An 11,797-nucleotide genomic window follows, 5' to 3' on the forward strand; every position below is an offset into this window, starting at 1 on the left:
ATGATGGCGTCTGACGTACTTGTGGTCGACGACGAGGCGGACATCCGCGAACTGGTCGCCGGGATCCTCGCCGACGAGGGCTATGCGGTGCGCACGGCCAACGATTCGGAGTCTGCATTGGCCGCCGTCCGAGCCCGCAAGCCCGCGCTCCTCATCCTCGATATCTGGATGGCCGGAGGTGGCATGGACGGGCTCGAGCTGCTGGACATCGTCAAGCGGCTGGACAGCGATCTGCCCGTGATCATGATTTCCGGCCACGGCAACATCGAGACTGCAGTCAGCGCCATCAAGCGAGGCGCCTATGAGTTCCTTGAGAAACCCTTCAAGTCCGACCGCCTTCTGCTCGTCGTCGAGCGCGCCCTGGAAGCCGCCAGCCTACGCCGCGAAAACCGTCGCCTGCGCACCCAGGCGATTACGCCCGACGGCATGACCGGCAGGTCGATGGCCGCCCAGCAACTGCGCCAGATGATCGTCAAGCTGGCGGGCGCCAACAGCCGCGTGTTGATCTCCGGTCCGCCTGGCTCGGGCAAGGAGACCGTGGCCCGGTTGATCCACGCCGCTTCGGGTCGCACCCGCAACGAGTTTGTGCCCATCAGCGCTGCCGGCATGACGCCTGAGCGGATGGACGTCGAGCTCTTCGGTCAGGAGGGCGACGACGGGCGTACCGCCAAGGTCGGTGTCTTCGAGCGCGCCCACGCCGGCACGCTCTACCTCGATGAGGTGGCCGACATGCCGCGTGAGACGCAAGGGCGGATCCTGCGGGTCCTGGTCGACCAGAGCTTCCGGCGGGTCGGCGGCGACTCCGATGTCCACGTCGACGTCCGCGTCGTTTCCTCGACATCACGCGATCTGCGCGAGGAGATCGCCGCGGGACGGTTCCGGGAGGACCTGTTCCATCGCCTGAACGTTGTGCCGGTCAATGTGCCGGGCCTGGCGGAACGGCGAGAGGACATTCCTGAACTGGTCGAATATTTCATCGACCGGATCAGCGAGGCCACAGGCATGCCCAGGCGCAGGTTGGCTGATGACGCCTTGGCCACCCTGCAGGTGCGCGCGTGGCCGGGGAACCTGCGTCAACTGCGCAACAACGTGGAGCGGATGCTGATCCTGGCGTCTGGCTCGCCAGCCGAGCCAATCACCGCCGATATGCTTCCGGCCGAAGCGATGGTCACCGACCAGGCCATTAGCCTGGGCGCCGAGCGGATGATCGCCCTGCCGCTCCGCGAAGCGCGCGAAGTCTTCGAGCGGGAATACCTGAACGCCCAGATGCTGCGGTTTTCGGGCAACATCTCGCGCACGGCCGCCTTCATCGGCATGGAACGCTCGGCCCTGCATCGAAAGCTTAAGTCTCTGGGCCTCTCCGGCGCGCGGGCGCTCGAGGAAGAGCTCAGCTGATGGGGCGCATCGCCTACGTCAACGGCCGCTTCGTCCCGCACAGCGAAGCGGTCGTCCACATAGAAGACCGCGGCTACCAGTTGGCCGATGCGGTCTACGAGGTCTGGGCGCTGTTCGACGGCAAGCTCGCCGACGCCGAGGGCCATTTCGCGCGGCTGGAGCGCAGCCTTGGCGAACTTTCGATCCCCATGCCGATGACGCGTGTGGCCCTGACCCTCGTGCTCAAGGAAGCTGTGCGGCGCAATCGGGTCCGTGAGGGCTCGATCTATCTGCAGGTCAGCCGTGGCGTCGCACCGCGCCAACATGCCTATCCGAGCGATCCCTTGCGGCCCGCTGTGATCATGACCGTAAGCCGCGTCGACCGCGTGGCCGACGAATTGCGAGCCGCCAAGGGCGTCAGCGTCCTGACCGTGCCGGAAAACCGCTGGGGGCGGGCCGACATCAAGACGGTGGGCCTGCTTCCCAACGCTATGGCCAAGCAAAAGGCCAAGGAAGCCGGCGCCATGGAAGCCTGGTTCGTCGACGACCTGGGCTTCGTCACTGAGGGCGCCTCCTCCAACGCCTGGATCGTAGACTCCGACGGGCGCCTGCGCACCCGCGACACGAACGCCAACATCCTGCGCGGGATTACCCGCCACACCCTGCTGAAGATCATCGGCCGTGAGGATCTGCCCGTGGATGAGCGCCCGTTCACCCCGGCCGAGGCCATCGCCGCCAAGGAGGCCTTCATCACTGGCGCCGGCAGCCTGGTGCTCCCGGTGATCGCCGTGGATGGTAAGCCGGTGGGTGAGGGGAGCCCGGGCCCGGTGGCGACGAGGCTAAGGCGTCTCTATATCGAGCAGGCGAAGGCTGCGGCCATTTAACTGCTCGCGCAGCGATTGCGCCTGTCGCAAAAGCCGGTCTAGCTAACTTGCGTGTGTGGGCGGCGCTTTGGTCGCCCGTCAAAAAACCAAGAGGCGAAAAGCCGTGAGCGAAAAGAAACAGAACCTGCAGGACACGTTCCTGAATAGCGTGCGAAAGTCCAAGACGCCGCTCACCATCTTCCTGGTCAACGGAGTCAAACTGCAGGGTGTCGTGAGCTGGTTCGATAACTTCTGCGTGCTGCTGCGCAGAGACGGCCAGTCACAGCTCGTCTACAAGCACGCCATATCCACCATCATGCCGGCACAACCCGTGCAGCTGTATGAGCCAGGCGAAGACGACAACGATTGAGTTCCTCCAAATCCCCTTCGCGGTCGATTGACCGCGAGGCGCCTGTCCAAGGCGCCGTCGTCATCCATCCCGACCGCGAGGGCCGCAACGCCTGGCGCGAGGCGGAGGCGCGGCTGGAGGAGGCCGTCGGGTTGGCGCTCGCTCTCGACCTGGAGGTTCGCGAAACGCTTATTGCGACCCTGCGCCATTTGACGCCGGCTACCCTGTTCGGAAAGGGCAAGGTCGAGGAAATCGGCAAGCTCATCGAACTGGCCGACGCCGACGTGGCGATCGTGGACGACAGCCTGACGCCGGTGCAGCAGCGCAATCTCGAGAAGGCCTGGCAGGTCAAGGTTATCGACCGCACAGGGCTGATCCTGGAGATCTTCGCTCGGCGCGCCCGCACCCGTGAGGGGCGCCTGCAGGTTGAGCTGGCCCGGCTCTCCTATGAGCGCTCAAGGCTGGTGCGCACCTGGACCCACCTCGAGCGCCAGCGCGGCGGATTCGGGGTGATGGGCGGGCCGGGTGAAACCCAAATCGAGACCGACCGGCGGTTGCTGGCCGACAGGATCGGCAAGCTGAAACGCGAGCTGACCGAGGTCCGCCGCACGCGCACCCTGCAGCGCTCGGCGCGCAAGCGCCATCCGTACCCGATGGTGGCCCTGGTGGGCTACACCAACGCCGGCAAGTCGACGCTCTTCAACCGGCTGACCAACGCCGAGGTCGTGGCAGAGGACATGCTGTTCGCCACCCTCGACCCGACACTTCGGATGCTGAAGCTACCGGACGGACGGCCGGCGATACTCTCCGACACCGTGGGCTTTATCTCCGATCTGCCGCACGAGCTGGTTGAGGCTTTCCGAGCGACGCTCGAGGAGGTCAAGGAGGCCGATGTCGTCCTGCACGTCCGCGACATCGCCAGCGACGAAAGCGCCGCCCAGGCGGGCGACGTCCGCATGGTCCTGGAGCGCCTCGACGTCGACATGGAGGATCGGAGCATCCTGGAGGTCTGGAACAAGCTCGATCTCCTGCCTAACGACGACCGGGAGATTGTCGAAGGCGACGCCCGTCGCGCGCACCCGCCGGCCATCCCTCTTTCCGCGGTCACAGGGGAGGGCTGCGCCGAGCTCTTGGAAGCCATCGCCGCACTCGTCGACGAGGCCCCTGCCGTGGACGTCTTCACGCCGGTGGGCGAGGGGGCAGCCATCGCCTGGCTCTACCGCCACGGCCGCGTCCTGGAACGCCGCGACGGCAAGGACGGCTCGGTCCGCCTGGCTGTAAGCCTCTCGGCCCAGGCGCTGGGCCAGTTCGAACAACAATTTCCAGGGGCTGAGGTGCGGGGAAACTGATCGCCCGCGTCGCGATCGCGGGTGGGGAAGGCGCCCTAGCTCGCCGCCTTCTCCGCTGCCTTCGCCTCGTCCCAGAGTGCGTCCATCTCGGCGAGGTCCGATTGGTCCGGGGTCTTGCCGCGCTCCGCAAGTTTCCGCTCTATGTACTGGAAACGTCTTTGGAATTTGGCGTTGGTGAAGCGTAGGGAATCCTCTGGGTCAACCTCCAGGGTGCGTGCGAGATTGGCCACCACGAACAGCACATCGCCCATTTCCTGGCGTGCCTTTTCCAGGTCACCGGCGGCAATCTCGGCCTCCAGCTCTCCTACCTCCTCATGCAGCTTGGCGAGCACGTCCTGGACGGTCGGCCAGACAAACCCCACACCAGCTGCACGCTTGGAGAGCTTCACCGCACGGGTGAGGGCGGGCAGGCCCACCGGCACATCGTCGAGCAGGCTCACCGTGCGGCCCTTGCCCTGCCGCTCGGCCGCTTTCAGCGTCTCCCAGCCTTCCTTCTGATGGGCGAGGGAGGCGTAGGTCTCCTCGGCGAATACGTGCGGGTGGCGGCGAATCATCTTGTCGTTGATGGCGCTTGCCACATCGTCAAAGGCGAAGGCGCCCTGTTCCTCGGCCATGCGGGCGTGAAACACCACCTGCAGCAGGAGGTCACCGAGTTCCTCTCGAAGGTCGGAGAGATCGCCCCGCTCGACGGCGTCGGCGACTTCGTAGGCTTCTTCGACTGTGTAAGGCGCGACGGTGGCGAAGGTCTGCTCAAGGTCCCACGGGCATCCGACTTTCGGCTCGCGAAGGCGCGCCATGATCGCCAACAGCCTGTCTATGGGCCGCAGGTCAGCGGACGGAGCGGCTTTGGACATGGGATTCCCTAAGGAGATGGCGGCCCAGGATCAGACCGCGCGCCGTTCCCTTAGGCAAGCCGGCGAGAGCCGTCCTCGGCCGATCGTTCAGCGACTTGCGACCAGATCTCCGTGGGCGAGTCGAGAGGCGAACCGCTGGAAGGTATATAGCGCGTCCGCCCAGGTCCCGCCGAGCCTGGCGTAGCGGACATCCGTCTCGTAGTAGCTGAAGCCCAGCGGCCGCACCGCCCCGTCAGGCGCGACGGCGCGGCCCTCGATGGCGGCCCCGCCGAGCCCGAAACTCAGGTAGGAGAGCCCAGGCCTGTCGCCGAGCTGCTTGAAGGTCGGCCGATTGGGTTGGGCATCGAGCAGGACAAGTTCGATCCGCTGGCCGTCGTAGGCGCTGGTCCTTGCGAGCCGCCTCTCAACAGTACGGAGGAGGCCAAATGCGAGGTCGTCCACCTCGCGCTCGCCGAGGGTCGCAACGGCCTTGGCTTGCATCTCGGGGCTCAAGGTGACTGTCACCGCGGCGGGCGCCGCAAACGCCGTGGTGGCGCTGGCGGCGAGAAGGGCGGCGACGACCAGGGTCCGCATTCCGATATTCCTTCTGGCGCCCTCAAGCCTAAGGTAGGAGGTCCAGCCGTCACTGCAACGGGACAAAATCTATGCAGGCTCAGCATGCGCTGGACCGAGCGATCTGGAATGCGCTCAACAGTCGTCAGGCGGGCTTGGCCGAGGGCGACGGCCGAGCGTTGAGGTATGCGCCCGACTATGGGCTGTTCGCGGCGATCGCGGACAACTCGCCCGAGAGCCTTGCGTCCCTGAGCGCGCTCCTGCCGACGCGCGGCGAAGTCGCGCTCGTGGAATTGCAGGACCCGCCGCCGGTTCCCGGCTCGATGGTCGTCTCGCGCGCTCCGGTTTGCCAGATGGTCGCCGAGCGCCTGACGTCGGCTGAGCCGCCACCGTTCGAGATCGTCCCACTGACCGAGGCCGATCAGCCGCAGATGTTCGCACTCGCCAGGCTGACTCAGCCGGGGCCGTTCTTCGCGCGCACTCATCAGCTCGGGGAGTTCGTCGGCGTGAAGGAGCAGGGGCGCCTGGTGGCGATGGCCGGCGAACGCATGCAGCCCACCGGCTATACCGAGGTCAGCGGGGTCTGCACCGATCCCGAGCATCGCGGACGCGGCTATGCGGGCGCACTGATGCGCGTGGTGGCAGCTCGCATACTGGCGCGGAATGAGACGCCATTCCTGCATGCCTACGCCAGCAATATCGGCGCGATAGGGCTTTATGAGTCCCTCGGCTTCACCCGCCGCCGAGAATTCGCCATGACGGCGTTGCGGCGGGCCTAGGCTACGCTTCAGGTGTTACAGCCAAAGGACCCCAGCATGCCCCGTTCTCCTGACTTCCTCGGCGCGACCGGCATCGGCGTCAGCGACCTGGCCGCATCGGCCGAATTCTACAAGGCCGCGCTCGGCATGACCCAGGCCCAGACCTTCAAGCTGCCGCACATGGACGAGATCGTTTTGACCCATGAGGCCCGCAACGCCGTGGTGCTCATGCACTGGACCGACGGCTCGGCGCGCAACTACCGCGATGTTCCGGTGAAACTGGTGTTCTATGTCACTGATCCCACTGCAGTGGCGGCACGGATCCGCCAGGCCGGCGGCGCTGTCACCCTTGAACCCGCCCCACATGCCTCGATGGGTGGGGCGATCGTCGGAATGGCAAAAGACCTCGACGGCTATGTGATCGAATTGCTCCAGGCGCCTGAACCGAAGGGATAGGGCGCGTCGTCGTCAGTCACCTCGGTCTGGAGGTGCGTGTCCGCGCTTGAAGCGTCGGTAGACCACAATGCATTGTTTTTATTCTATAACACTTCCCATCGTCGCGGCCGCCCCAGACCGGGCGTCCTTGTGGATCCTCCCATCCTTCATGATGACGACGAGGTTCTTGTCCGGATTGGCGAACAGATTGAGATCCTGGAGCGGATCGCCTGCCACCACGAGCAGGTCGGCGTAGGCGCCATCTTCGATGACCCCAAGCTTCCCTGGATAGGGATTGCGCGGACCCGACAGCGCGAGAAGCTCGGCGTTGCCGGCCGTCGCCATCCTGAGAGCCTCGGCGTTGCTGTACCAGCGCGACATATGGCTCAGCAGCACCCCCTGCCGCTCGGTGACTTCCGACGAGAAGAGCAGGTCGCTTCCCCACGCCGTCTTTATCCCGTACTTCCGGGCGTATCCGTACATATTGGGCGTCCCGGCCAGCACCTGCAGCAGATTGGTGCGGCTCTGGCCGGTCATTGGCGCGTTGTCGCTCTCGTCGATGAACGGCTGGGTGCTTAGCCACACGCCTTTGTCCGCCATCAGCTTGGCGGTCGCCTCATCCATCAGGTGACCGTGCTCGATGCACTGGACTCCGGCCTCGACCGCCCTTCGGATGGCGGCCGGCGGATAGGCGTGCACCGCGACATAGGTGTTGCGATCAGCCGCGGCTTCGACGCCGGCGCGCAGCTCCGGCACGGTGAAGGTCGTCATATCGAGCGTCGTGCGCGGCGAGGCGACCCCGCCGCCGCCAACCATCTTGATCTGCGAGGCGCCCAGGAACAGCTGCTCGCGCACGCGCAGGCGCACCTCGTCAGCGCTGTCGGCAATGGCAGCGGCGCCCATGCTTTCGATTTGGCTCTGAGGTCCGCCGGGGCTTCTGGGTACATCCGAATTCATGCGCATGTCGCCGTGGCCGCCGGTCGTGGTGACCACCGCCCCGCACGGATAGATGCGAGGACCGACGGCCAGCCCGGAATCGATCGCCTTCTTCAGCGCGAAGGAGGGTCCGCCGAGGTCCCGGACGGTCGTGAATCCTCGCATCAGCGTGCGTTCGGCCTGGGCGCCGGCGGAGAGGAAGATGAAGCCGACATCGGCCGTCATCAGTTGCACCGGGCTGAGGCTGGAGAACATCACGTGCCAGTGCGCGTCGATCAGGCCCGGCATCAGCACGCGCCCGCCACAATCGACCAGCCCCGCGCCCTCCGGTGCGCCCTGGCCCGCCGCCGCGACCTCCTTGATCCGTCCGTCCTCGATCCTCAGGCTCTGGCCGCCGCGCAAGCGGGGGGTTTTGCCGTCAAACAGTTGGAAGTTGGTCACGATGGTCGGGGGGGTAGCCCGCGCCGCCTGCGCGTAAGCTGTAGGGGCGAAACCGAGGCCCGCAACCGCGCCTGCGAGCATGCCACGGCGAGAAAGCTCGTGGGTGATCCGTTGATCGGCGTATCGAAGCGTCGGTTGGCAGCAGGTGCAGCTCGCGGCGCCCGCGTCGGCCTCGCCGTCTGTAACGCAAGCAAACATCGGTGACCTCACTATCGGACGACGACGCCTGCCGACGCCCCCGGCTAGCATTGGCCCGATGCGTGGCGCGACGGATGAGCATGGGAAACGCCGCCTCGCTCGCCGAGCGTGACGAGCAGAGGAGCAGTGGGTCAATCAGGCGGAACACCTAGATGCCCGGGTGGCCATGGCCCCAGACGAACTGGTACGTCGGTCCCATATCGTTCCATTTCTACGATCCGGAGACGGACCGCATCTACGGGTTCTATGTCGTGCAAACCTTGGCGATCCTACCGTGGCGCCGCCCGGAGATCACAGGCCGAGCGCCGTACACTTGGCGTTCCTCGACGGGCCACTGCCTGCAACTGGGGTCGAACTCGGTCGTCGCCTTCGCGCCAGGATCCGGACGGAACTTGGGCGTTCCGCCTGGAAGCAGACCCTGCCAATGACGGCGCCGGGTAGTGATTGGCGGACCTATTTTGCGCCAGGCTTTTTTGCTCAAGGGAGGGTCACGCGGGTAGGGGTGAACGACCCGTGGAACGGGCCCGCGAACGGTCATTGGCGCCGCGCCGCGAAGGCGACGCTCGGGCTCATGCCGGAACGCATTCTACGCAACGTCCACCTCGGTCGCGAACGGTCATCGGCAGAGGGCCGGAGGGCGGATGTGCCGGACGGCAGGACGGAGTGGAGAACCGTCCCTCCCGGAGCTTGCAGACCTAGCGGGCTATGACGGGCGTCGCCTTTGAGTGAGCGTCCTCGTAGCGCGCGCCAGCCAGGCACCCGAAGCCCGCGCCACCGGGTTTCCACCCAACCTCGGTCGAGGGGGCCTAGACGCGCCCTTGCTTGTGGCGAATCGACCTTCGCGTACTGTGCCGACGGTAGCCGGGGGGTATAAATGCACAGCACGTATCGCAGAGCAGGGGCGCTAGTCGCGCTCTCGGCGTTCACGGTAATGACATTCGCCGGAGCTCAGGCCCTCTCAAAAGCCGCGGCCTATGATTTGGTTATCGAAAACGGGCGGGTCATGGACCCCGAAACAGGCACCGACCGCATCGCCGACGTCGGAATCGCCAAGGGCAAAATCGCGGCCATCAGCAAGGCACGGCTGAGTGGAAAGCGGCGGATTGACGCCAAAGGCCTCGTGGTGGCGCCCGGCTTCATCGACCTCCACTCTCATGCTCAATACGCTTTCGGCTACGATCAGCAGGCGCACGACGGAGTCACGACTTCCCTGGAGCTGGAGGCAGGCGTGTACCCAGTGGCGCCCTTCTATGCGGCGCGCGCTGGCAATACCCGGATCAACTACGGCGCCAGCGTCGGCATCCAGGGCATCCGCACCAACATCAAGACCGGCATCCGGGATAACACGAGCCAATCCTCCTCGGCCGTCATCGCCCGCAAGGCCGAGTGGGCGGAAACGACCTTCACGCCCGCCGAACGCGAGCGAGAACGCGCCATGTTCCGCGAAGAGTTCGCCGCGGGCGGCCTGGGCATGGGCGTACTCTACGAATATCTGCCTGCGCTCGGACGCGATGAGCTCTACGAGCTCATGCAGGACGCCGCGGCGGTGCATGCGCCGGTGTTCGTCCATGTCCGCGCGGCCAGCCACGCCGACGTCGACAACCTGATGGCGCCGATGCAGGAGATGGTCGCCGATGCGGCGTCCACCGGCGCCTCGGTGCACATCTGCCATATCGGTTCGAAGAGCCTGTCGGCCATCGTACCCGTGCTGGACATGTTGGACCACGCAAGGAAGCGCGGCGTGGATGTCAGCACGGAGGTCTATCCCTACGACGCCGGATCGACGGTCATCGGAAGCGCGCTGTTCAACGAAGGCTGGCGCGAGCACCAGGGCGCGGACTTCAAGGACATCGAATGGCCGCCGACCGGCGAGCGGATGACCGCCGAGAGCTTCACGAATTTCCGCCGCGAGCAGCCGCAGGCGTTCGTGATCCTGCACACCATTCCGCCGAAGACCGTGGAGGTCGCCATCGCCCATCCGGGCGTGATGATCGCCTCGGACGCCGTGCCCTACGCCAACGGCGCCGGCCACCCGCGCGGCAGCGGTACCTTCGCCCGTGTCCTAGGAGTCTATGTCCGCGAGAAGCACGCCATCACCCTGATGGATGCCCTCGGCAAGATGAGCCTCTTGCCCGCCAAGCGCCTTGAGCAGGTTTCGCCCGCCATGCGCCACAAGGGCCGCGTGCAGGTGGGCGCCGACGCCGACCTGACCCTGTTCGATCCCGCCACGGTGGCAGACCGAGCGACCTATGCCCATCCGATCCTGACCTCGACCGGCATCCCCTATGTGATTGTGGGCGGCGTCCCGGTGGTCGCGGAGGGCGAGATCGTCAAAACGGCCTTTCCAGGACGGGGCGTGAAGTCGGGAAGCTAAGACCGCGCAGAGTCGGGCTCGCCAACATCAGCCTTCGCAACCTCGATGCCGGCCTTCGATCCATCGCAGAAAATGATCGAAGGCGAATGACCGAGCCAGTACCGGGCCGAAAGGGAAGGGTGTCGCCCGTGGCACGCGGTGACATTCGTCCTACTATCGGAAGTCGGTCAGGAGTCGGCCGCCGTCAGGATCGGAACCCAGTCCTGCCGGGAGCCCAGCACGCGCAGAACGGCCATGTGGTCGTCGGCCGGCACATAGACGATCAAGCGGCGTTCGTGCGTGTGGATGCGCACCGGCGGATCGAACTCGAGCCGCTCTCGGGCGAGCGTCGGGAACGCCGCGATGGTCTCAAAGACACGCGCCAGTTCATCCGTGTAGTGATCGGCCTGCGCGATTGACCAAGTCTCTGCCGAGTAGCGCCAGATGTCTTCAAGGTCGGCAAGGGCTTGCGGCGTAAGACGAGGAGGCTTCACCTCATCGAACGACATGGCGCTCGCGCATGCGCAGCTTGAATTCCGACGCGTCGAACGGCTGCGCCTCACCGCTCTGAAGGCCCGCGGTGATCGCCGCCTGCAAGATGCCTATCGCCGCATTGCGCTCCTGATCCTTGCGGATCAGATCACGCACATAGTCGCTGGCGTTTCCATAGCGCCCGTCTTCAGTCTGACGTTCGACCCAGGCCTTCATGGGCGCAGGCAAGGACACGTTCATCGTCGCCATAAGCGTCTCCATTGGTGGCTCACCCCTAACGCCTCCCGCAAAGATTGTCAAAAATATTGGCAATCATTGCCAATCTCAGTAGCTCGACGCGTGATGCCGGGAAGCTCCCGAAGCTTCTCTGCGGCCAAGTTCGGACCAACTCAGCGTACTTTTTCAGGATCACCGCTAGGGCCTGCGCGGACCGGCGTCCGCCGGTTGCCCCAGTCCCCAGAGCTCTGCGGCCGCAGAGACCGTCAGTCGGCCGCTCGTCAGATCGCGCAGCACCTCAAGCCCGATGGCTCGCCGTCGCTCATGATCCGAAACGTCACCCTCGTGGCTCCCATCCAGCCCAAAACACGGGGGAAGGGGTGCCACTTCTAACGAGCCCGGGAGACATTTGCACTTTGCGGCTACACCAATCTTGCGCCTAAGGAATATTATCGGAAATAATGATACTCCGGTAATGCCAGATTCCGAAATAGACGCGCCTGTGGTGGATTGCCTTCGGATTTTGGGCAGTTGATCGTGCGGAACTCGCCGGCCAGCGTGAGGCTTGCGGTCAAGCTCTTGGTTAGGCGGCCTTGGCCACATGCACTTCAACGTGAAGGCCCGCGG

General features: G+C 65.4%; 11 protein-coding genes and 1 pseudogene. 7 read left to right on the forward strand and 5 right to left on the reverse strand.

From position 1 onward, the window contains the following. The first annotated feature begins 3 nt into the window (after positions 1-3). From VGI62_RS16395 to hflX, 4 genes are all read left to right on the forward strand, one after another. The gene (locus VGI62_RS16395; RefSeq protein WP_331505596.1) at positions 4-1,395 is read left to right on the forward strand and encodes a sigma-54 dependent transcriptional regulator; all 1,392 of its coding nucleotides are present in this window, start codon (positions 4-6) and stop codon (positions 1,393-1,395) included. After that, positions 1,395-2,258 carry a D-amino-acid transaminase gene (locus tag VGI62_RS16400; protein ID WP_331505597.1) on the forward strand — a complete coding sequence of 288 codons (864 nt, stop codon included), beginning with the start codon at positions 1,395-1,397 and terminating at the stop codon, positions 2,256-2,258. Before VGI62_RS16395 ends, VGI62_RS16400 begins: the two co-directional genes overlap by 1 nt. A gap of 103 nt (positions 2,259-2,361) precedes the next feature. Further along, complete coding sequence (gene hfq / locus VGI62_RS16405; RefSeq protein ID WP_331505598.1) at positions 2,362-2,607, forward strand: RNA chaperone Hfq; 246 nt, start codon at positions 2,362-2,364, stop codon at positions 2,605-2,607. Continuing rightward, the gene (hflX, locus tag VGI62_RS16410) at positions 2,604-3,935 is read left to right on the forward strand and encodes a GTPase HflX (RefSeq protein WP_331505599.1); all 1,332 of its coding nucleotides are present in this window, start codon (positions 2,604-2,606) and stop codon (positions 3,933-3,935) included. Before hfq ends, hflX begins: the two co-directional genes overlap by 4 nt. A gap of 35 nt (positions 3,936-3,970) precedes the next feature. Here the strand turns inward: hflX and mazG are convergent, their stop codons facing one another. Next, positions 3,971-4,789 carry a nucleoside triphosphate pyrophosphohydrolase gene (mazG, locus tag VGI62_RS16415; protein ID WP_331505600.1) on the reverse strand — a complete coding sequence of 273 codons (819 nt, stop codon included), beginning with the start codon at positions 4,787-4,789 and terminating at the stop codon, positions 3,971-3,973. An 87-nt stretch (positions 4,790-4,876) separates the two neighbouring features. Continuing rightward, the gene (locus VGI62_RS16420; RefSeq protein WP_331505601.1) at positions 4,877-5,362 is read right to left on the reverse strand and encodes a hypothetical protein; all 486 of its coding nucleotides are present in this window, start codon (positions 5,360-5,362) and stop codon (positions 4,877-4,879) included. A gap of 71 nt (positions 5,363-5,433) precedes the next feature. Between VGI62_RS16420 and VGI62_RS16425 the strand changes: the two genes are divergently transcribed. Together VGI62_RS16425 and VGI62_RS16430 are read left to right on the forward strand one after the other, a co-directional pair. Beyond that, on the forward strand, positions 5,434-6,120 hold the full coding sequence (locus VGI62_RS16425; protein ID WP_331505602.1) for a GNAT family N-acetyltransferase: 687 nt from the start codon (positions 5,434-5,436) through the stop codon (positions 6,118-6,120). Between the two features lie 36 nt (positions 6,121-6,156). Beyond that, entirely contained in the window at positions 6,157-6,555 is a 399-nt protein-coding gene (locus tag VGI62_RS16430) for a VOC family protein (protein WP_331505603.1), read from the forward strand. A gap of 78 nt (positions 6,556-6,633) precedes the next feature. On the opposite strand, the gene VGI62_RS16435 is transcribed toward VGI62_RS16430, so the two are convergent. Then, positions 6,634-8,109, reverse strand: coding sequence for a metal-dependent hydrolase family protein (locus VGI62_RS16435; protein ID WP_331505604.1), 1,476 nt, complete (start codon positions 8,107-8,109; stop codon positions 6,634-6,636). Between the two features lie 931 nt (positions 8,110-9,040). On the opposite strand from VGI62_RS16435, the gene VGI62_RS16440 reads away from it, so the two are divergent. Then, complete coding sequence (locus VGI62_RS16440) at positions 9,041-10,483, forward strand: amidohydrolase family protein (protein ID WP_331505608.1); 1,443 nt, start codon at positions 9,041-9,043, stop codon at positions 10,481-10,483. A gap of 167 nt (positions 10,484-10,650) precedes the next feature. On the opposite strand, the gene VGI62_RS16445 is transcribed toward VGI62_RS16440, so the two are convergent. Then, the gene (locus tag VGI62_RS16445; protein ID WP_331505605.1) at positions 10,651-10,971 is read right to left on the reverse strand and encodes a type II toxin-antitoxin system RelE/ParE family toxin; all 321 of its coding nucleotides are present in this window, start codon (positions 10,969-10,971) and stop codon (positions 10,651-10,653) included. Positions 10,972-11,023: 52 nt separating this feature from the next. Further along, positions 11,024-11,244: pseudogene (locus VGI62_RS16450) on the reverse strand (type II toxin-antitoxin system ParD family antitoxin); the annotation flags it as partial. Positions 11,245-11,797: the final 553 nt, after the last annotated feature.

Source organism: Phenylobacterium sp., from assembly GCF_036495085.1.
In the GTDB taxonomy this organism is placed as follows: Bacteria; Pseudomonadota; Alphaproteobacteria; order Caulobacterales; family Caulobacteraceae; genus Phenylobacterium.